This window comes from Microcystis sp., from assembly GCF_048564745.1.
In the GTDB taxonomy this organism is placed as follows: Bacteria; Cyanobacteriota; Cyanobacteriia; order Cyanobacteriales; family Microcystaceae; genus Microcystis; species Microcystis ichthyoblabe_A.
This window is the reverse complement of the sequence record NZ_JBLZRT010000099.1, coordinates 1-20,167: the sequence shown is the minus strand read 5'-3', so window position 1 is coordinate 20,167 and position 20,167 is coordinate 1. Positions and strand designations below refer to the sequence as shown.

Annotated in this window: 24 protein-coding genes and 3 pseudogenes; 20 read left to right on the top strand and 7 right to left on the bottom strand. The window is 45.0% G+C overall.

The features are described from left to right. Positions 1-131: 131 nt before the first annotated feature. The 11 genes and pseudogenes from ACOCD9_RS11685 to ACOCD9_RS11635 form a co-directional block, all read left to right on the top strand. Positions 132-275, top strand: a pseudogene (locus tag ACOCD9_RS11685) (type II toxin-antitoxin system HicB family antitoxin); the annotation flags it as partial. A 273-nt stretch (positions 276-548) separates the two neighbouring features. Further along, positions 549-1,025, top strand: coding sequence for a type II toxin-antitoxin system VapC family toxin (locus ACOCD9_RS11680; RefSeq protein ID WP_002763393.1), 477 nt, complete (start codon positions 549-551; stop codon positions 1,023-1,025). Next, positions 1,022-1,234: a hypothetical protein gene (locus ACOCD9_RS11675; protein WP_004158042.1), complete on the top strand. Its 213-nt coding sequence runs from the start codon at positions 1,022-1,024 to the stop codon at positions 1,232-1,234. The genes ACOCD9_RS11680 and ACOCD9_RS11675 overlap by 4 nt, the downstream gene beginning before the upstream one ends. A gap of 131 nt (positions 1,235-1,365) precedes the next feature. Next, entirely contained in the window at positions 1,366-1,599 is a 234-nt protein-coding gene (locus tag ACOCD9_RS11670; protein WP_002775448.1) for a DUF433 domain-containing protein, read from the top strand. Continuing rightward, positions 1,596-1,970 carry a DUF5615 family PIN-like protein gene (locus ACOCD9_RS11665; RefSeq protein WP_002733650.1) on the top strand — a complete coding sequence of 125 codons (375 nt, stop codon included), beginning with the start codon at positions 1,596-1,598 and terminating at the stop codon, positions 1,968-1,970. Before ACOCD9_RS11670 ends, ACOCD9_RS11665 begins: the two co-directional genes overlap by 4 nt. A gap of 410 nt (positions 1,971-2,380) precedes the next feature. Next, positions 2,381-2,602, top strand: a complete 222-nt coding sequence (locus ACOCD9_RS11660) for a DUF2283 domain-containing protein (protein WP_272081681.1) — start codon at positions 2,381-2,383, stop codon at positions 2,600-2,602. A gap of 36 nt (positions 2,603-2,638) precedes the next feature. Beyond that, on the top strand, positions 2,639-2,890 hold the full coding sequence (locus ACOCD9_RS11655) for a hypothetical protein (RefSeq protein ID WP_193979227.1): 252 nt from the start codon (positions 2,639-2,641) through the stop codon (positions 2,888-2,890). A gap of 53 nt (positions 2,891-2,943) precedes the next feature. Beyond that, the gene (locus ACOCD9_RS11650; RefSeq protein ID WP_079205868.1) at positions 2,944-3,138 is read left to right on the top strand and encodes a hypothetical protein; all 195 of its coding nucleotides are present in this window, start codon (positions 2,944-2,946) and stop codon (positions 3,136-3,138) included. Between the two features lie 49 nt (positions 3,139-3,187). Further along, entirely contained in the window at positions 3,188-3,508 is a 321-nt protein-coding gene (locus tag ACOCD9_RS11645) for a DUF6883 domain-containing protein (RefSeq protein WP_024968524.1), read from the top strand. Between the two features lie 12 nt (positions 3,509-3,520). After that, complete coding sequence (locus ACOCD9_RS11640; protein ID WP_002731660.1) at positions 3,521-3,757, top strand: DUF4926 domain-containing protein; 237 nt, start codon at positions 3,521-3,523, stop codon at positions 3,755-3,757. A 159-nt stretch (positions 3,758-3,916) separates the two neighbouring features. After that, a complete protein-coding gene (locus tag ACOCD9_RS11635; protein ID WP_419547527.1) occupies positions 3,917-4,954 on the top strand; it encodes a DNA cytosine methyltransferase in 1,038 nt (345 codons plus the stop codon). 134 nt (positions 4,955-5,088) lie between these two features. Here the strand turns inward: ACOCD9_RS11635 and frr are convergent, their stop codons facing one another. Both frr and pyrH read right to left on the bottom strand, forming a co-directional pair. Further along, positions 5,089-5,610, bottom strand: a complete 522-nt coding sequence (gene frr / locus ACOCD9_RS11630) for a ribosome recycling factor (protein WP_419547529.1) — start codon at positions 5,608-5,610, stop codon at positions 5,089-5,091. Between the two features lie 13 nt (positions 5,611-5,623). Then, entirely contained in the window at positions 5,624-6,346 is a 723-nt protein-coding gene (gene pyrH / locus ACOCD9_RS11625) for a UMP kinase (RefSeq protein WP_002732255.1), read from the bottom strand. A gap of 205 nt (positions 6,347-6,551) precedes the next feature. Here pyrH and ACOCD9_RS11620 point away from each other — a divergent pair, with 205 nt between their 5' ends. From ACOCD9_RS11620 to ACOCD9_RS11610, 3 genes and pseudogenes are all read left to right on the top strand, one after another. After that, positions 6,552-7,133 carry a hypothetical protein gene (locus ACOCD9_RS11620; RefSeq protein ID WP_419547526.1) on the top strand — a complete coding sequence of 194 codons (582 nt, stop codon included), beginning with the start codon at positions 6,552-6,554 and terminating at the stop codon, positions 7,131-7,133. A 14-nt stretch (positions 7,134-7,147) separates the two neighbouring features. After that, positions 7,148-7,363 (top strand): annotated as a pseudogene (locus ACOCD9_RS11615) (RNA-guided endonuclease TnpB family protein); the annotation flags it as partial. Positions 7,364-7,634: 271 nt separating this feature from the next. Then, on the top strand, positions 7,635-9,074 hold the full coding sequence (locus ACOCD9_RS11610; RefSeq protein WP_287704378.1) for an aminotransferase class I/II-fold pyridoxal phosphate-dependent enzyme: 1,440 nt from the start codon (positions 7,635-7,637) through the stop codon (positions 9,072-9,074). Here ACOCD9_RS11610 and ACOCD9_RS11605 read toward each other — a convergent pair. After that, entirely contained in the window at positions 9,066-10,415 is a 1,350-nt protein-coding gene (locus ACOCD9_RS11605; protein WP_419547525.1) for a protein kinase domain-containing protein, read from the bottom strand. The two genes, ACOCD9_RS11610 and ACOCD9_RS11605, sit on opposite strands and share 9 nt — an antisense overlap. A gap of 371 nt (positions 10,416-10,786) precedes the next feature. On the opposite strand from ACOCD9_RS11605, the gene ACOCD9_RS11600 reads away from it, so the two are divergent. Genes ACOCD9_RS11600 through ACOCD9_RS11580 form a run of 5 tightly spaced genes read left to right on the top strand, consistent with a single transcriptional unit; the run spans position 10,787 to position 15,220 of the window. Then, complete coding sequence (locus tag ACOCD9_RS11600) at positions 10,787-11,317, top strand: DUF4242 domain-containing protein (protein WP_287704374.1); 531 nt, start codon at positions 10,787-10,789, stop codon at positions 11,315-11,317. 12 nt (positions 11,318-11,329) lie between these two features. Next, entirely contained in the window at positions 11,330-12,445 is a 1,116-nt protein-coding gene (locus ACOCD9_RS11595) for an acyl-CoA dehydrogenase family protein (RefSeq protein WP_287704372.1), read from the top strand. Then, entirely contained in the window at positions 12,442-13,224 is a 783-nt protein-coding gene (locus ACOCD9_RS11590) for an ABC transporter ATP-binding protein (RefSeq protein ID WP_419547524.1), read from the top strand. The genes ACOCD9_RS11595 and ACOCD9_RS11590 overlap by 4 nt, the downstream gene beginning before the upstream one ends. Positions 13,225-13,228: 4 nt before the next feature. After that, positions 13,229-14,437, top strand: coding sequence for an ABC transporter substrate-binding protein (locus tag ACOCD9_RS11585; protein ID WP_419547523.1), 1,209 nt, complete (start codon positions 13,229-13,231; stop codon positions 14,435-14,437). A gap of 12 nt (positions 14,438-14,449) precedes the next feature. Then, a complete protein-coding gene (locus ACOCD9_RS11580) occupies positions 14,450-15,220 on the top strand; it encodes an ABC transporter permease (RefSeq protein WP_287704367.1) in 771 nt (256 codons plus the stop codon). Between the two features lie 47 nt (positions 15,221-15,267). Here the strand turns inward: ACOCD9_RS11580 and ACOCD9_RS11575 are convergent, their stop codons facing one another. After that, a complete protein-coding gene (locus ACOCD9_RS11575) occupies positions 15,268-15,621 on the bottom strand; it encodes a hypothetical protein (RefSeq protein WP_008203368.1) in 354 nt (117 codons plus the stop codon). 264 nt (positions 15,622-15,885) lie between these two features. Between ACOCD9_RS11575 and pyrG the strand changes: the two genes are divergently transcribed. Next, positions 15,886-17,526, top strand: coding sequence for a glutamine hydrolyzing CTP synthase (gene pyrG / locus ACOCD9_RS11570; RefSeq protein ID WP_419547522.1), 1,641 nt, complete (start codon positions 15,886-15,888; stop codon positions 17,524-17,526). Between the two features lie 81 nt (positions 17,527-17,607). Here the strand turns inward: pyrG and ACOCD9_RS11565 are convergent, their stop codons facing one another. From ACOCD9_RS11565 to ACOCD9_RS11555, 3 genes and pseudogenes are all read right to left on the bottom strand, one after another. Continuing rightward, on the bottom strand, positions 17,608-17,925 hold the full coding sequence (locus ACOCD9_RS11565) for a 2Fe-2S iron-sulfur cluster-binding protein (protein WP_008203355.1): 318 nt from the start codon (positions 17,923-17,925) through the stop codon (positions 17,608-17,610). Positions 17,926-18,157: 232 nt separating this feature from the next. Further along, positions 18,158-18,907 (bottom strand): annotated as a pseudogene (locus tag ACOCD9_RS11560) (DUF3352 domain-containing protein); the annotation flags it as partial. A 190-nt stretch (positions 18,908-19,097) separates the two neighbouring features. Next, a complete protein-coding gene (locus ACOCD9_RS11555) occupies positions 19,098-20,003 on the bottom strand; it encodes a tetratricopeptide repeat protein (protein ID WP_419547521.1) in 906 nt (301 codons plus the stop codon). Between the last annotated feature and the right edge of the window lie 164 nt (positions 20,004-20,167).

Below are 20,167 nucleotides of genomic sequence, written 5' to 3'. Positions count from 1 at the left end.
CTCCAGCTACATCAAATGTTCCAAAAAAATATAGAAGAGCTAATGCAAATTAGCCGCTATCGGTTGAAGGATTACATCAAAGGACAAAGAGCGATATCGCTTGCCCTATCTACCTTCTAGCTCGCTTGTCCCCCTCTCAGGTTACTACCGGTAAAACCCTAGAGGAAATCACAGAAAATATGAAAGAAGCAATTCAATTTCATCTGGATGGTTTACAAGAGGAAGGGCTGCCAATTCCCCAACCAGCCACCTATTGCCAGTATATCGAAGCGTAACCGATCACCTGCATCCTGTCCGCGACTTTTATCTGTTAAGTGCGATCGCTGATCTTGTAGGGTGCGAAAACGCGCGTGTAACGCACCGCTAATGTTTGGGATAAAATGGAGAAGTTTCAATGCGATCGAGTCCAAGTGCGATTGCTCTGAGAAATGATCGAGGTCAAGCATGACAGTGCAATAACTTCGTTACAGAGATAGGATAGTAGAATAGAGAGGGCTACCATACCGCTGCTTCAGGCTTTGATTTAGTCTTGTCGATCAGTTATTATCATGAAAGAAAAAGTGTACTTGGATTCCACGGTTCCGAGTTATTACTTTGATGAGCGTGAAGCTCTAAAAACTTTTACCGAAATCACAAGGAAGTGGTGGTCGGAGATGTCCAGTTATTATGATTTATATATTTCGGATGCCGTGCTTCAAGAACTAACCAACGGAAACTATCCGCGTAAAGCTGAAATTATTCATTTGGTTTCGAGGATTCCTTTACTACCGCCGACTTCTGCTCTTGAACAAGTTGTCGAGTTTTATCTTGCCAACTATGTCATGCCAAGGTCTCTTGTGGGCGACGCTCTACATCTTGCCTATGCCAGCTATTTCGACATTCAATATCTCGTTACTTGGAATTGCAACCACCTAGCGAATGCTAACAAACGGAAGCATATTCGCGTTATCAATGCCCGCCTTGGTTTGTCAACACCTGAAATTGTCACACCACTTGAACTATTCAAAGAGGAGAATAACTTATGATCCACTCAGAGATTTTGCAAGAAAAAGATAAAACTCAAACAAGATTATCGGAGGAATGCACGTCTATCCATGACTATTTAGTTAAGTCTCGCATTGCTGCGGAAAAGGCTGCGGAATCCTACGGGTTTACTCTCAAGTATGCTGAAGAAATTCATAAAATTCGAGAAGAACACACCAAAGCTTTCAACGCCAACACAACAGCCTCTTAGGTTGGCTTGAGCGAAACGCTATAGATTGATTCTGATTAATTGCCAATTCATTGCCGACACAAGAGTTAGGGCGATAATGATTCATTGCTGTATGTAACAATATAAGAGGAGTTTATCTCAGGAGTTCCACAGTGATTAAAGAGCTAGACCGTATTACTGTTAATCCACAAATATGTCTTGGACAGCCAACGATTCGAGGAATGCGTATCACTGTGGGATTTGTTCTGAAACTGTTGGCTAGTCAGTTATCTATTCAGGAAGTCTTAGAGGCTTATCCAGAGTTAGAAGAGGAAGATATTCGTCAGGCTCTTAATTATGCAGCTTGGGCTGTATCCGATTATATCGTTAGCTTCACTTCGGCATGAGTAGTCTGCGTTTACTAGCTGATGTTCATATCTCCCCTTTGACAGTTGCGGCTTTAAGGTTACAGGGCTACGACATAGTACGCACTACAGACTTTTTACCTGCCACTGCTGCCGACGCGGAGATTTTGGAACTTGCCAGAGTGGAAGGTCAAGTTATTTTAACACAAGACTTAGACTTTTCCCTGCTGGTAGCCCTCAATAATTATGGACTGCCTAGCTTGATTACATTACGGTTATCTTCTGCCAGACCTGATGTAGTTGCTCAAAGGCTTCTAGATGTTTTACTGACTGTGGAAACGGAACTGACAGAAGGTGCGGCAATTACTATCAGCGATGACTCTGTGCGTGTTCGTAAACTTCCAATTCGATGAACCCGCACCTCAAACGATGTCCTATAAAGAAATAGAAACGATTTTCAAGGAAAAATTAAATCAAATAATTGAGGAATAGAAATCGTGTGTTATGCGATTATTATCGAAAAAATTGATAGGGTTTCGATTCCTGTTACAGGTTGGCGATATATTGGTTGGATAAATGAAAGAAGTTCGATTTAGTGAGCATTCTAGAATCAAATTGAATTTGCTATCCGCTCGTGGAATTTTTATCACTCCTGAATTTATCCTCGAAACTGTACAATTTCCTGACAAAATAGAAATCTCTGAAGACAACAAGCGAATCGCACAAAAAAAGTTCAATGATAATTTAGTGATTCGAGTAGTTTATCGAGAATTCAGTGCTTTTTTCTTAATCATCACCCTTTACCCCGGTAGGATATCCCGATATGAACAAGATACACTATAGCCCAGATGTGGATGCTTTATTAATTGAGTTAAACAATAATCCAATTGCTTACGCAGAGGAGGAAGGGAAAATAATATTACATTATTCCAAGGACGATCAGTTAGTTTTAATCGAGATTCTAGATTTTGGTTGTTCTCTATCGGAAGATGCTAGACAAGAACTGGCAAAATCCATATCTTCTCGTGAATCGATTAAAATATAGTTATTAGTTAATGTCCATCTCACAACAATTTAAATCATGAAAGGTATTCAGTATATTGTCGATGAAACAGGAGAAAAAACAGCAGTTGTTATCGATCTAAAAGAATGGGGTCAACTGTGGAATGAGTTTTATCAAAATTTACTCGATCGCTCTCCCGTAAACGAAGACTGGATAAATCGATCGCCTTTTCGAGAAAAATTAGATCAAGCTCTGACATGGAATGCTAATCATCCACCGCAGTTATCAAATCTAGAATTACTAGAGAGCAAACTCGAAAATTATGAGTGAGGTTTTACTTGATTTATCAATAATAATCTAGAGAACTTTTAGAGGAACTACAAATGCTAGAAATTAACAAAAGCTATGTATTAGACAAAGATCAAAAGCCGATTGCCGTTCAGATTCCCATTGCTGAATTTGAAAAAATCGAAGAAATCCTTGAGGATTACGGACTAGGAAAACTCATCGAAGAAGTTGAAAATGATCAAATCCTAGACAAAGAAAAAGCCTGGCAATACTGCCCGCATATACTGTAAAATCTATTTTATAGAAGTCTATAAAGAAATTGGCTAAATTACAATATAAATGCCTTATTTAAATCCCAATGCGACAATCCCACCAGCTAAATTAACCCGGTATTTGCTAGTTTTACAACCCAAAGATGATAAATCAGGCTTTCTGGCACAAGCAGGATATAATTTAGACAACTGGCAGGTATTGGAACAAGATTTAAGACGTATTCTTCTCAACGAGGCCACCTTAAATAAACAAACAAAGTTCGGTGATATTTATGAAATTAAAGGACTTTTACAAGGGGTGAACGGTATAAACTTACGAGTCTCTACCTATTGGATTATCGACTCACTTACGAAAGAAACAAGATTTGTGACTTTATTACCAGATTAAAAGAGTTAGACTATGAAATTTGATATGTTTTCCGAAGTTCAATTAACCGAAGATTTGCCAGAATCTAATTTGTCTCGTGGCACTCACGCGATTATCGTGGATTATTGTCCTCGACCCGAAGGCCAAGAGGATGGCTATGTTTTAGAAGTGTTAAATAATCAGGGAAAAGCCTATACAGTTATCGCTGTAGAAGTTTCCAAGATTGAATCGATTCAAAATCTTAAACAGGATGAATTTCAAATTATATAATTCTGTTATTCTTTTTTTTGTGTATGTCCCCAGGGATGACGACTGTTTTCAGGTTGTTACTCTCAAGCGCCAATGAAATATTTACCGTCCGCTCTTTGGTGAAATTTGAATAAGTTAAAATCAAAGATAATATCCCTATCGCTACAATCTCAACTATCGATGAATCTCCTGAAAGATAGTAAAAAAATTCGTTTTGTTGACCTCTTTTGTGGTTTGGGAGGGTTTCGAGTGGCAATTGCACAAGTTTGTCGCCAAAAAAACTTAGAATCTGATTGTGTTTTTTCCTGTGATATAGATAAAGATGCTCGGTCAATTTATCACGCTAATTTTGGCGACCAACCCCGGGGAGATATTACCGAAATTGCTGCCCTAGATATTCCCAATCATGATATTTTAATGGCGGGATTTCCCTGTCAACCCTTTAGTATTTGTGGTGATTTAAAGGGGTTTGAAGACACCAGAGGCACGCTATTTTTTGAGATTGCCCGTATTTTAAAAGCCAAACAACCCGCAGCATTTATTCTGGAAAATGTCAAGCAATTGCAGGGACATCAACAGGGAAAAACCTTGCAAGTTATTCTCGATACTTTACAAGATTTAGATTACTATACCGATTACCGAGTTTTGAATGCGCTTAATTTTGGTTTACCGCAAAAACGGGAACGAATTTTTATCGTTGGTTTCCGAGAAGCGCGGGGTTTTATCTGGCCAAAACCAGCTTTATCTAGAACAAGTTTAACAGAAATCTTAGAGGAAAATGTCTCGGATTTTTATTATGCCTCCGAAAAAATTCAAAAAAGTCGCCTGCTGAAAAGAGAGGGAAAAAAACCTTATAGTGAACCGACCATCTGGCACGAAAATAAAGGAGGTAATGTCAGTGCTTATCCCTATTCCTGTGCCTTGCGAGCGGGAGCATCCTATAATTATTTGTTAGTGGATGGGAAAAGACGCTTAACAGAAAGGGAAATGCTACGTTTACAAGGTTTTCCCGATGATTATCAAATTGTCGGCAGTTATCAAACTATGCGAAAATTAACGGGTAATAGTGTAGCGATTTCCTGCGTAGCTGCTGTGGTTAATTCTGTAATCGAGTCTTTGTTAGATGTTGAGCAAGCATTAACTAATACTAAATCCGTTGAGTATGGGCTACTTATGAGGACAGGCAAAAGGCACTCATGCAAAAGAGGGAATAGATAATCAGTTTTTAATAACTGGATTTAGTATCACAGAAAATTGCTGTAGATTTTACAATCTAAGACTTTAATTAGGGTTGGCTGAAAAAGTTAAGTAGAACAGACAAAAAGCCTGTTCTATCCCTGAGTAAAAAAAACTTAAACCGTCATGATATCCTTTTCTTTTGTCGTTAATAAATCCTCGATTTTGGCGATAAATTTATCGGTGGATTTCTGCACTTGATCCTGTAAATCCCTGGATTCATCCTCAGAAATTTCGTGACTTTTCTCCTGTTTACGGATAGCATCGATCGCATCCCGGCGAATATTGCGGACAGCCACCTTTCCCTCTTCGGCCAATTTCGCCGCTAATTTGACCAATTCCTTGCGGCGATCGCTAGTGAGGGGAGGGATATTCAAACGAATGGTCTGACCGTCATTACTGGGGGTTAAACCCACGTCCGAGAGAGAAATCGCCTTTTCGATCGCCCCCATACTGGTACGATCGAAGGGTTGAATAGCGATCGTGGTTGCGTCGGGAGTGCTAATGGTTGCCAGGGACTTGAGGGGAGTTTCCATGCCATAATACTCCACCATGATCCGATCTAAAAGAGAAGCATTTGCGCGGCCAGTACGAATCGTATTAAAAGCTCTCTGGGTTGATTCGACGGTTTTCTGCATATGGTCTTGAACTTCAGCTAACTTCACAGAATCCTCCTACCAATGTTCCAACGGGTTCACCTTTGACAGCGCGAACAATATTACCTGCTACCGACAGATCGAAAACGACTATCGGGATATTATTTTCCTTGCACAGAGCGATCGCAGTTCCGTCCATCACCCGCAGATCATGGGTCAGCACATGACCGTAGGTGAGGCTTTGAAAGCGTCGCGCATTAGGATTGTGAGAGGGATCGGAATCATAAACTCCATCCACTTTCGTCGCTTTAAACACCACTTCCGCATCGATTTCGGCAGCGCGCAGGGCCGCCGTGGTATCGGTGGTAAAGAAAGGATTACCCGATCCCGCACCGAAAACCACCACCCGACCTTTTTCCAGATGACGGATGGCCCGCCGGCGGATGTAGGGTTCAGCTAATTCCTGCATAGCGATCGCCGTTAATACCCTAGTCGGCACTTGCGCTCGTTCTAGGGCATCCTGCAAGGTCATAGCGTTCATGACTGTTGCTATCATACCAATATAATCGGCCGTGGCCCGATCCATGCCAGCCGAGGCGGCTTTCACCCCCCGAAAAATATTGCCCCCACCGACCACGATCGCCAATTGGATGCCTTGATCAACCACTTCGGAGATTTCCTGGGCGATAGCGGAAACCACCATCGGGTCGATCCCATAGCCGAGATTGCCCATCAGGGCCTCCCCACTCAGTTTTAATAATACCCGCTTGTACGCCATGCCCTTACTACCACTCGCTAAAACAAGATCTAGATAATTTTTGTCTCCCCATAAGATAGCAGGTTTTGGCCTTGATTTAAGCTGACCAGTTCACTCTCCCCCAGGACCGACAAGTTAAGATTAATAAATCTTTTCGCTGGGAAATTAGTATTTAGTGATACCTTTGTTATTAAGGGAAGCTTAGTTTTATTGAGAATTAATAACCGTGGTCAGCGATCGATTACTATTGGTTAACAAAAGCAATCAAAGGGCCGCTAACATCGATACCTTTGATTGGGTCTATGGGTTTCAGGATGGAACCCGTCTGATGGGCAAGGTTTGCGGTTACTTAGACCCCGATAGTAATCGTCTTCTCGATCCCGAAAACTGCAGCGCTATCTACCAGAATGCCCAGGGACAAGTCCTTAGTCGTTGGCAAGGTGGAGATTTTATCGCTTTTGAACTAACCACCACCGGGGAGGATCTCCTGATCGTGGCTTCTAATGATAATTGTGTCAGTAATAGTCTCTGTTTGGTTTCGGGGATTAGTCGCAGCTGCGCCCAAGTTAGCGATGAAGGAAAATCCCTCGTCCGGGAGGTTTTTCAATACCCTGCTTGGTCTTTGCAGGACGATAATAGCACCTCTAAGCCGGCTTTCAGTTGGAATTGTTCCGTATCTCCCTTTTTCCCTTTTGTTTCCCTGCGTTTTAATCTTCAGTCCACCAGCAGCAAAAAATTCTATCGTTGGACGGTTTCTCCCTATTTTCCCTTTTGTCCCCTCTTAGAAGTGGGAGAATCCCTTGCCTAATTTGCTTTTTCACTACGATAGTTCTAGAAGATTTCAACACATCGGGAATGGTTAAAACCGTAAGCTATCCCGTGCTATATCAGACTTAGGATGGCGTTCTTCCAGAGATATGCTATCGGCGAAATCCGTTTAATATGGTCAGGATTTTCGCTTAATTTCTCGATGGCAACCAACAAAGCCACAAGTCTGACCGTTGCTGTGGACATAGGGTCCAAAAAGCCTTAAATGTCCCTAGAGATGTTAGAGCAGTTATCTTAATGGTGAGCTACGGAGTTTTCCTTTTGGGGAGTCAGGAGTCAGTATTCAGCAGTCAGCTTTTATTTAGGGCTTGCTGAATAAATCTAAAAACCTGGTTGGATAAGACTTTTAGACCTTTTGTCAATTAAAAAGTACCGGATATGGGAGTGATCGGGGGGGAAATTCAGGTACTTTTCCCCTGAAAATTAGGTAATTGGCCACCTCAACCGGTAAAACCCCACACCCCACACCCCACACCCCACAATGCCTTCGCCAGAATCCGCTCCGCTTCTATCACAACTGCAAAAAAAAGTCAACAGTTTAGATGTACCATTTTACGCACCAGGGCATAAGCAGGGGGAAGGAATCGGTGAAGATTTAAGTAATTTACTGGGAAAAAGCGTCTTTAAAGCCGATTTACCCGAATTACCCGACCTTGATAATTTGTTTGCCCCGACGGGGGTGATTAAAGAAGCGCAAATTTTAGCAGCCGAGACATTTGGGGCAGATAAAAGCTGGTTTTTAGTCAATGGCTCCAGTTGTGGCATTATTGCGGCGATTTTAGCCACTTGCGGCGAGGGAGATAAAATTATTTTGGCGAGAAATATTCATAAATCGGCAATTTCGGGCTTAATTCTCTCTGGGGCGCAGCCTATCTTTATCAATCCCGAATATAATCCCACTATCGATCTAAATTTAAATATAACCCCCCAATCCCTCGAAAATGCCCTGAAACTTCATCCCGACGCCAAAGCGGTGATGGTAGTCTCTCCCACCTATCAAGGGGTTTGCTGTGACTTAGAAACTATCGCCCAGATTACCAATCATTATTCTATCCCGCTGCTCGTCGATGAGGCTCACGGGGCCCATTTTGCCTTTCATCCCGATTTACCTCCGGCTGCCCTGTCTCTCGGCGCCGATATGGCTATTCAGTCCACCCATAAGGTTTTAGGGGCCTTAACTCAAGCATCGATGTTACACTTAAAAGGCGATCGCATTAGTTCCGAAAAAGTCGATCGAGCCTTACAATTAGTTCAAACCACTAGCCCTAGTTATCTACTTCTCGCCTCCCTTGATAGTGCTAGAAAGCAAATGGCGACGCAAGGCCTAGATTTACTGAGCAAAACCCTCGATTTAGCCGCTACTGCCCGAAAAGAACTCGATAAAATTCCTAATATCTCTGTTTTAGACTTTCCCCATTCTATCCCGGGTTGTCACTGGTTCGATCGCACTCGTTTAACGGTAATCGTCAAAGATTTTGGCTTAACTGGTTACGAAATAGACGATATTTTGCGAGAAAAATACGCCGTCACCGCAGAATTACCGACTTTAAGCCAACTTACTTTTATTATCTCCATCGGCAATCATCGCGAACACATTAATCGCCTAATTACTGCTTTTCAATGCCTTAAATCCCCTTCCTCTACCAGTTTATCCCCCACTCCTCCTCCAGTCACGGGAAATTTGGCTATTTCTCCTAGAAAGGCTTTTTTTGCCCCTACAGAGATAGTATCCCGGAAAAATGCCCTCGATCGTCTTAGTGCTGATGTTATCTGTCCCTATCCCCCCGGTATTCCCGTTTTGATGCCGGGAGAGTTAATTTCTCAGGAAGTCCTCGACTATCTGCAAACTATTTTAGACCTCGGTGGCACGATTACCGGCGGTAGTGATGATAATTTGGCAACTTTCAGGGTTTTAAAATAATCGCAAAATTATCTGATATATTAACCGGAAAAAGGCGGTAATAGCAATTGCTCCGATGGCTGCCATCACGGCAATGATAGCAATTTCAGGAAAATTTAGGCTTCCTTGCAGTCGCGAAAGAAAGAAGATGAGGGTGAGGGTAATTGCTGCTAGAATCGGTAAATCTCTCCCTTCAATCACTTTTTTAAATAATGCCCAAACTAAGCCACCTAAGATCATAAAAGCGATGACAATTCCTACCGAGGGGACTAAACTATTTAAGGCAACTACTAATAATGTCCCCTCAAATCCTGTAAAGGCAGCATTAGCGAAAGTTTCCCCAAGAGAAAAGCGGGAAGGGTTTCTAATCACTGGAGAAGCTGGAGAAGATGGAGAAGGTGGAGAAGCTGGATTTAAAGCGGTTAAAACTTCTCCACAGGATTGAAATCGATCTCGCGGATTTGCTAGTAACATTTTATTGAATACTCTTGCTAAATCTGCACTGATGTTAGGGGCATAATTTTGCCAATTCCAGACCTTTTTTTGCGGATCGTATAGCTCATCAGGATCGCGATTAGTTAAGAGCATAACACAGGTAGCTGCTAGGGCATATAAATCCGTGGCTGCTGATACCTGATTGCCTAATTGTTGTTCGGGAGGGGCAAATCCGGCTGAGTAAATTGTTGTGGATTTCTCTGGTGTATTATTGGGATTATTGGTAGCCTGTTTTACTGCCCCAAAATCGAGTAAATAGAGGCGACCATTTTTGTCGCGCATGATGTTAGATGGTTTTATATCCCGGTGAATGGAACCATTTTCATGAATAAATTTGAGGATAAGAAGTAATTCTTCGAGAATGTTTTTGACTTCACTTTCTTGAAAGGGTTTTTGTTGCTGTTGGAGAATTTCTTCTAAGTTTTTACCGTCGATATATTCCTGGGCCAGATAGAAAAATTGCTCTTCTTCTCCCGTTAATTGATTCTTGACTTTTAAAGGGAAAAAAGCATAGAGATCAGGGATTTGGCGATGTTTTTTTCCTAAATCTTCTAAAACCCGCGCTTCTTGAAAAAATAAGTTTTTCGCTTTTTCTAAAGCTTGCGGACTTAAATTACCGGAAGGTTGAAATTGTTTGAGTACACATTTAGCTCTTGTGGGACTATAACGATCTACTGCTAAAAATGCCGCCCCAAATCCTCCTTTTCCCAATAGACGTTCCGGCAAATAACGTCCCCCTAAAATTAATGGCATCCCGCAAGCAGTACAATATTTCTGCTCGATCGAGGTTAAAAGATTGCTATCGTCTAGGTCTAGGCACTGATTACGCGGTCTCGGACAGTGGGGACGCGTACAAATAACTTCCATAGTCACCGTTTCCCGTGGTACTGCTCTTAGTTTAGCTACTACCAGCAATTCGGGTTAAAATTTTTGTTCTTGAGAAAGGGTTAAAAAGAGCGTTCGTAGGCCGACACGGATTCTCATCATACTACAAGATTAGCAGAAATTTTGGAGTTTGTCAAGTCTTTGGCTGAAAAAAATCCAGCCAGATAAGGGCGATTATCGAAAAAATCGGGCTACGCATATCATTCAAGGCCAGGGTTCTGGCCAGGACTTGAGCGAAACGGTCTTGAACCATCCACTCCCGTGTCACCTCCTTTTGAGGCTCTTGAAAATATTGCTTTTTTTTCCCAAAGACAGTAAACTCAAATGTATTGTAAATGTATTTCAGATGAATTATGACTTTATATCTAGTAGAGGATGATCGACAAGAAAGGACAAAAGAAGAGGTGAGCGAGATATTGGAGCGCATTGCCACAGTCGCATCAAAATCCCAGGGAGAGTTAATCGAAGCCCTAATCGGTGAAACAGAGGGGCGGTTATTCCTGATTATCAAAGCGATTGATCGCGCCTCCCTCGAACAAGTACTAGAAAACGCTGGGCTAGGTTGGCAACTAATCAAGGAAATGCGCTTGATTGGGCAGGACTTAGCCACTGTGCGAGAGCGCAAAGACAAAGCCAACTATCTAGTACAGTGGAATTTACCCCCGGGGCTAACCATGGAAACTTACCTGCAACGAAAAGCGGAGAAAACCCCCCTTTATGCTCAAGTACCCGAAGTCAGTTTCGAGCGTACCTATGTTTGCGAAGACTTGAGTAAATGTCTCTGTTTCTACGATAGTCCCGATGAAGCGGCGGTAAAAAGAGCCAGAGAAGTGGTCGGCGCACCTATAGATAGTTTGACCTCGATTGAAAATATTCACCCCTAGGAGAAAACAATTATGCTCGATCGAGGCTCCGAAATCCTTTCTTTTCTGGAAGAAAGAGCCACTGACCTCAACAACGGTACAGCTAATCTCAACGTCGGTTCGGCCCTAACCAAGCTAGGAGAATCGGGCTGGTTCGGCTATGCTATACCTGAAAGCTTAGGAGGCCGGGGTGGCTCCTTATTACAGGCAGTAGAGGCGATCTCCGCTGTGTCCCAATGCTGCCTCACCACCGGTTTTGTTTTCTGGTGTCAGCGCGTCTTCATCCAATATCTGGCCGCCAGTAATAACACTTATCTACAAAACAAAATTCTACCGGCTGTTCTCAAGGGAGAGATAGCCGGAGCGACAGGACTCTCTAACGCGATGAAGTACCTCGGCGGGATCGAGGAGCTGCGTTTACAGGCAAAGATCGAGGGAGAAAACGTCACTGTTAATGGCTTCCTGCCCTGGGCCTCTAACCTCGACTCTAAGGGAGAATTCATAGTAGCCGTTGCCGCTCAAACTACATCGGGACAAACTCTTATCCTCGCCCTTCCCTCCTTCGCAGAGGGGTTAAAACGGGGTGAAGACCTACAATTATTGGGTTTACAAGCTTCCCGCACCAGTACCCTTGAATTCGATCGAGTTCAGTTATCTCACGACTGGATTATCAGCTTGGAAGCAGCAAAATTTTTACCCTCAGTCCGCCCCTGTTTCTTGCTGTTACAATGCGGACTGGCCCTTGGCATTACGCGTAAATCCCTTGGGGAGACAGAGAAAAGTTTAGGGGGAAAGGCAGCGGTAGCCAGCGATCGTTATTTCTTCGCCCGGGAGCGTCTGACTCGTCTAGAAAAGACAATCGAGCAATTCAGCACCCTAGAAAGCTTCGATCTCGGACGAACACGCCAACTATTCACCCTCAGAGTGGACATTACCCGGTTAGCGGTGGAATCCGTAGGGTTAGAAGCGGAAATTAAGGGAGGAAAAGGCTATTTCCGTAATAGCGACACGGCCCGACGGCTGCGCGAGGTGGCCTTTTTACCGGTGTTAACTCCGAGCCTGATTCAACTGGAAAGAGAATTACAACGTCAGTCCTCTAGCGATAAAATTCTCACGGGCGAACTCGAGCGAGCGGGGGTGAGGGAATGAGTATCGCCACTGATTACCCCGTCCTCAGCCTCAAAAATCTCCATAAACGCTATAAAACCCGCCATGGCTACCGTACCGTTTTTGAGGATATTAACCTACAGGTGCGCTCCGGTGAGGTGGTTTGTTTGCTTGGGGCCAGTGGTTGCGGTAAATCTACCCTCCTTGCTACCGCCGCTGGTTTGCAAAGTGCCGATGGCGGAGAAATACAATTGCACTCACGACCCCTACAAGCCCCAGACATCCGCAGCTCGATCGTCTTTCAATCCCCCGCCCTTTTACCTTGGTTAACCGTTTGGCAAAACGTGGCTTTTGGTTTGAAATTAAAGCGGATGCCCCGCCTCGATCATCAGCAATTACGGGAAAGGGTTCACACCGCCGTTAAAAGCGTCAAACTAGATGGCTTCGAGCGTGCTTATCCTCATCAACTATCGGGCGGTATGGCTCAGAGAGTTTCTCTAGCCCGCGTCCTCGCCCGGCGCCCCTCTCTCCTCCTCCTGGATGAGCCGTTTAGCGCCCTCGACGCGATCACCCGTTTCGAGATGCAAAAACTCCTCCTAGAAGTCATAGCTCTCTATAACAGCACGGTTCTCCTCGTTACCCACGACATCGACGAGGCCCTATTAGTAGCCGATCGAGTTCTTCTCATGGGCCGTCATCCGGTGGGCATCCGCCGAGAATGGACCATCTCGATGCCGAAACCCCGTTTCGAGTCAGCCAAGCTTTTGAGTGATCTACGCCTGTCAATTTTTCAAGAATTAGCCCTTGTGATGACACTGTAAATCTATGAACATACACGATAATTGTGCTTGTTGCGGCATGAGCCGTCGAGATTTCCTGAAACTTTCGGCACTGTTTACCAGTTCCTTCGGAGCAGCGATCGCCGCCGATAATTGGAATCTTCCCGTTAACGCCAATGCCAACGATCAGCCTGTGAAAATCGGTTATCTACCGATTACGGATGCCGCCCCCCTATTGGTGGCCCACTCCCGAAAACTTTATCAAGCGGAAGGTTTAACTGCCGAACAACCGCGCCTATTCCGCTCTTGGGCGCAGATTGTTGAGGCCTTTCTCGCTCGGCAGGTGAACGTTATTCACGTTCTTTTTCCCACCTCGATCTGGATTCGTTACGGGCGCAATTTCCCCGCTAAAATCGTCGCTTGGAACCATACCAACGGTTCAGCCCTCACCGTCCTTCCCGATATTGAAAATCCCAGGGAATTGGGAGGTAAAACGATCGCGGTTCCTTTCTGGTATTCGATTCATAATTTGGTCTTGCAACAACTCTTACAACGTAACGGGCTGAAAATAGTTCGCAAAGCCAAGGACGCGCCGATCGCTTCTAACGAGGTTAATCTAGTGGTTCTCCCGCCCCCGGATATGGTATCAGCCCTCGCCAATAAGAGCATCGGTGGTTATATCGTTGCTGAACCTTTCAACGCGGCGGCGGAAAATCTAAAAACCGGTAGGGTTCTCCGTTTCACCGGCGATGTCTGGAAGAATCACGCCTGTTGCGTCGTCTTTGTTCACGAGGAGGATATTAGGCAACGGAAACAATGGACGCAGAAGGTGGTAAACGCCCTCGTTAAAGCCCAACTCTGGTCCCGGAGCAATCGCTCGGAAGTGGCCCGGATTCTCTCTAAAGATGGTGGAAAATATACGCCTCACCCGCTGCCGGTATTGCAACGGGCGCTTACTTACTACGATCGCAATTTCTATAAAAAAGACGGGGCGATCGAGAATCCAGCTTGGCAGGTCAACCGGATCGATTTCCAGCCCTATCCTTTCCCTTCCTATACGGAGGAACTGGTACGCTTGCTCAAAACCACTCAGGTGGAAGGAAATACGGATTTTCTCCAAAAACTGCAACCCCGACAGGTGGCGCGGGATCTCGTGGATGACTCTTTTGTCCGTAATGCCTTGCAACAGGTGGGCGGACCGAAAGCTTTCGGCTTACCGAATAATCTCTCCCGCATCGAGACGATCAAATTTTAAAGGTCTGAACCTATGAAGTCACAATCTTTGACCTCCCCGCCAAGAGCTTTACTACCCTTATGGGGTATCGGTTTTGGATTATTGCTCTGGTGGCTATTTACCAGTCCTCTATGGCACTCAAACCCGATTTTAAATGATTTTTCCCCTGAGCGATCTTTTGTCGCTTTATTACGTCTTTTTGTTGGGGGGGAGATTATGCCCCATATCCTCACCAGTTGCCGCCGGGTTATTGTGGGCTTGGTTCTCGCTAGTGCCATCGGTGTGCCTTTGGGGGTATTAATCGGGTTGTATCGCTCCCTTGAATCGGCTTTGTCGGCTGTATTTCAATTTCTCCGCATGATCGCGCCCCTTTCTTGGATGCCTTTAGCGGTGATGGTTTTGGGCATTGGTGATCTACCCGTGTATTTTTTGCTGACGGTGGCGGCCATCTGGCCGATCCTTCTCAATACGGCTGCCGGGGTTAACGCGGTTGATCGCTCTTGGTTGACTTTAGCCCGCAGTCTCTGTGCTACCCGAGGGGAAACGGTTTTCCAGATTATTCTGCCTGCGATCCTCTCCCATCTCTTAACTGGTTTCCGTTTGGCTATAGGTATTATCTGGATCGTTCTTGTCCCGGCGGAAATGCTGGGGGTTAGTGCGGGTTTGGGTTATTATATTCTCGATACACGCGATCGACTCGCTTATTCAGAGTTGATGGCAGTGATTCTCGTTATTGGCGCGATTGGTTATCTGCTCGATTGGGGTTTGCGTCTGGCTCATCGCTCTTGGACGCACCAAGATTAGCCTATTGGTTCAACTATGTGGGAAGGGGGAAGTCTTGGCACTTTTCCTTAGTTGAAAGAGCGGGCCAGACGACTAACCCCAGTGTGTAATAACTGTTCCAAACTTTGGCGATCGCTGATGGCTTGAAGATTGATCACAAAACAGGTTAAACCTAGTCCAAAGAGGATAAAAGTGGGGGCCATAACCACACCAATCATTAACCAAGTGGCGACGTGGAGAAACATGGTGACAGCGAACAACAAAGCTAGGGAAGCAATGGGGAAGATTTGACGGGTAGGACGACCGAAATAGAGAAAAAGAACCGTTAAAAGGGTGGTTACTAAGTTAGCGGGTACTAAAAAGGCACAAATCGAGACGCAATAGTTGCGGGAAAATTCAGCGAGAGTATTAAAATCTATCATTAATATTACTTTACAATTGCCTGAGTCTTAGTACTCTCGATTGTAGCGGAAAATTTAGATGATCGGGATGAAGGCGACTGAAGAGGGATGAAGCTGTGGTCCCATAGATTTTGGAGAGGGAGCTAAAACGAGGATCGGGGTATAGATCCTCCGGTTATAATGAAATCTGGGAAAATGACACCGCCCTTCGGCTTCTCTCAGGGTCAACCCCATCCCGAAAACTCTTACCCCTTGCTAGGTATAATCGATCGCAGGAAAAATTTTATGAGTAAATTTGTCTTTGTTACTGGGGGAGTCGTCTCCAGTATTGGGAAAGGAATTGTCGCCGCTAGTTTGGGAAGATTGTTGAAAAGTCGCGATTATTCCGTCTCAATTCTGAAATTAGATCCCTATATCAACGTGGATCCAGGTACGATGAGTCCTTTTCAACACGGAGAGGTATTTGTCACCGATGATGGGGCCGAAACCGACCTCGACCTTGGCCACTACGAACGTTTTACCGATACGGAACTCTCCCGTCTCAATAGCGTGACTACCGGCTCGATTTATCAAGCGGTATTGAATAAAGAGCGCCGTGGTGCTTATATGGGGGGAACGGTGCAGGTAATCCCCCATATTACCAACGAAATCAAGGAAAGGATTCTCCGGGTGGCCAAGGATACCAACCCCGATATTGTCATCACAGAAATTGGTGGTACGGTGGGAGACATCGAATCTTTGCCTTTTTTAGAAGCAATTAGGCAATTTAGGAAGGATGTAGGTCGAAATAACGTGGTTTATATGCACGTTACCCTAATTCCTTGGATTCCGGCGGCCAAGGAGATGAAAACGAAACCGACGCAACACTCGGTCAAGGAATTAAGATCGATCGGTATTCAACCGGATGTGTTAGTCTGTCGTTGTCATCTACCCCTACAACCGGGGTTAAAAGAAAAACTCTCAGCTTTCTGTGATGTGCCGGTAGAATCGGTGATTACTGCTCAGGATGCCAGCAGTATCTATGAAGTGCCTCTCAATCTGGAAAAAGAGGGATTAGCGCAACAAACCCTAGAATTATTAAACCTGGGTCCCCGATACCCCCATCTGGAGGAGTGGGAAAATCTCATCCGACAGATGCAATCCCCCAGTCAAAAATTAGAGATAGCTATCGTCGGTAAATATGTGCAGTTGGGGGATGCTTATCTCTCGGTGGTGGAGGCCCTCAAACACGCTGCTATTGCCCTTAATAGCGAGATAGAATTGCGTTGGGTAAGTGCCGAAGATGTGGATAATGATTCGGCCGAAGCTCATTTAAGTGGTGTTGACGGTATTGTTGTACCAGGTGGTTTTGGTATTAGGGGTGTGGATGGCAAAATTAAGGCGATCGAGTATGCTAGGGTCAATAATATTCCTTTCTTGGGTCTCTGTTTAGGGATGCAGTGTTCGATTATCGAATGGGGTCGCAATGTGGCCCGATTAGAAAGGGCCAATAGTTCCGAATTTGAAGAGGATACACCCAATCCAGTGATTAATTTACTGCCAGAACAGGCAGATGTGGTGGATTTAGGGGGAACAATGCGCTTAGGTCTCTATCCCTGCCGTTTAAATCCCGATAGTCTGGCTTTCTCCCTCTACGGTCAAGAGGTTATCTATGAGCGCCATCGTCACCGTTACGAGTTCAATAATGCCTATCGTAGTCTCTTTTTCGAGACCGGTTATCTGGTGAGTGGCACTTCTCCTGATGGTCGTTTGGTGGAAATTATCGAACTACCAAAACATCCTTTCTTTATTGCTACCCAATTTCACCCCGAATTTCGCTCTCGTCCCAATAAAGCTCATCCTCTCTTTTCTGGTTTCATGAAAGCGGCCCTCAAGGGTAGAGAGCAAAAGTTTTCCCTGAGTAGTCAGCATTCGGCTGTCAGTTAGGGTTTGCCGGTTCTATTGGCTCAAAATCTGGTTTTTTGGGGGGAAACCCCCGAAAATTTCGCATCTTAACCCCAGTTTGACCTAAGGTTTCCCGAATTGACGTTGATAAACTACTTCTTCCTTGCCAGATTCCAGTTTAATATCGGAGCGAGGATAGGCCACACATAACAAAGCATAGCCCTCTTTTTGCAGGTCGGGGGATAATCCCATGCCCTCACCTTGTTCAACGCTACCCTGAGACAGTTGAGCGGCGCAGGTAGTACATACGCCCGCATTGCAAGAACTGGGTAAGTCAATCCCCGCATCGTAGGCCGCTTGTAGTATAGTTTGATCTTTCCTAACTTCGATCGTTTGTGTGGTTCCTAAATGAGAAATTTCTACTTTGTAGGTTGTGGTCATAGCTAATGAATGATGCTTTAAACGTCACCTATTTTATCATTCTAGATTGCGGGCTCTTCTGGTTTCTGTGTGGAAACGAGGTCTATACTGATAGTTTTTTCCACAAAATAGTCCTAAAAGTGTTGCCTAGTAAGCATTTCACGATTCCATAAGCAAAAATTATCACACAAAGTCGAGAAGAGCCGATTGCGGATGTAGGAGACAGGGGGAAATCTTTACCTAATCAGATTTTCACCGGTCGGCAGGCCAATTCAGACTTGAATTGGCGTAACACCCGCACGATCGGGAATTTTGCCTCGATTACCGGTTGCAATTGTCGCCAATCGACGTAAAAATAACCATCATTTTCTACGGGTAAAGCAGTAATTGCCTGTCGAAACTTACCACTACTTAAAATGGGGTTTTTCTGTGCAGATAAAGCTAAACCCATCGCTTCCACAGAACTAGCGATAATTTCATAATTATCGACCCTAGTATGCACTCCCGTCACGAGCGTCTCTAGTTGCGCTTTTCCTCCCGGGACCGCCGTGGTTAACTTTGTCCAAGCTGTCACCGTTCGATCGAGTAAAGGCAGATTAATCACATTATAGCCGCGACTGCGGGCTAACTCATCCAAATGAGAGATCGCACTGTCCACCTCTACCCCCATCACCCGTTCCCCTAGAAAAACACTATTGGGTTCCATCCCCTTTGAACTAGGCACGAGAGCGAGGCTATATTCGCCTCTAACCCAGCTAAAAACGTCTTCAGGCAAATTTAAACCTAAAGGCGATTGGAAGCGGGTTAAGACCTGTGTTATTAATTCCTGTAGGGGACTATCTGCTTCTAAACCCTCCTCTACCTGAGTCCAAAACCGATTTAAATCCCGACTAGCGGCGACTAAAAGGCTATTTTCGCCGATAAAAGATAATGCTCCCACGGGACTAGATAAAATTGGTGCTTGGTCATCCTGTCCTAAGACTCCAATTAAGGCCGAACGCGCACCCTTTTCAAATCCTATAGTAATCATAGCAATTACCGTCGGTTGGATTGACCCAAGGAAACCCCACAAAAAGCCATGAGAAGCGATCGCTCATTCAGACGGATTGAGGTGTTGGCTGTTGGGTTTCCCTTTCCCCTAAAATTGAGAGGTTTTCTTTAACCCATTGATTCGCTCAACCCAAGAAAAAGGACTAGACCGCGCCTAATTCCCGTAGGATTTCCATAACCTTTTCATATAACGCCGCGTTTCCTTGCTGGCGGAACAGTTCGGCGGCTTGTCGGAAATCTCTGATCGCTTTTTCCCTTTCTTTTCGAGAGTAATAAAGAAGCCCCCGATTGTAGTAAGCCGTTGCGTTTCGGGGATTAATGTTGAGTGCCTGATTGAAATCGGACAGGGCGAGGTCGGATTTCCCCTGTACGGCGTAAAGAAGCCCCCGATTGTTGTAAGCCTTTGCGTATCGGGGATTAATGTTGAGCGCCTGATTGAAATCGGACAGGGCGAGGTCGGGTTTCCCCTGTTCGTGGTAAAGATTCCCGCGATTGAGGTAAGCCAGGGCGTATAGGGGATTAATGTTGAGCGCCTGATTGTAATCGAACAGGGCGAGGTCGGGTTTCCCCTGTTCTTTGTAAAGATTCCCCCGATTGAGATAAGCTTCGGCATCTCGGGGATTAATGTTAAGCGCCTGATTGAAATCGGACAGGGCGAGGTCGGATTTCCCCTGTTCGTAGTAAAGAAGCCCCCGATTGTTGTAAGCCTCGGCCAATCGGGGATTAATGTTGAGCGCCTGATTGAAATCGGACAGGGCGAGGTCGGGTTTCTCCTCTTGTTCGTAAAGAACCCCCCGATTGAGGTAAGCCTCGGCGTATCGGGGATTAATGTTGATCGCTTTGGTGAATTCAGCGAGGGCGAGATCGTATTTTTCCTGTTGGATGTAGCCAACTCCCCGGTTATAGTGGCCGATCGCGTCTTGATTGTTCCCTTGAGCGATCCGGGTTTCGGCTGGTTGTCGGCTCTCTAGCGCCATGAGGGGGCGAACAGTCGCGAGGGTGGAAAGGCTGATTAGGCTGACGGTGGTAAGAAGGGCAAAGGATTTCATGGCTAGTTCCTCGGTGGGGATGGTTTTAAATTCTACTTAGGGTTGGCTGAATATCGGTGTAAATCCTGCTAAAAAAGGTTTTTGGGCTAAAAAAGCCTAAAAATATTATCCAACAAGGTTTTTAGATTTATTCAGCAACCCCTACTTAATTCATAGGCTGCTTT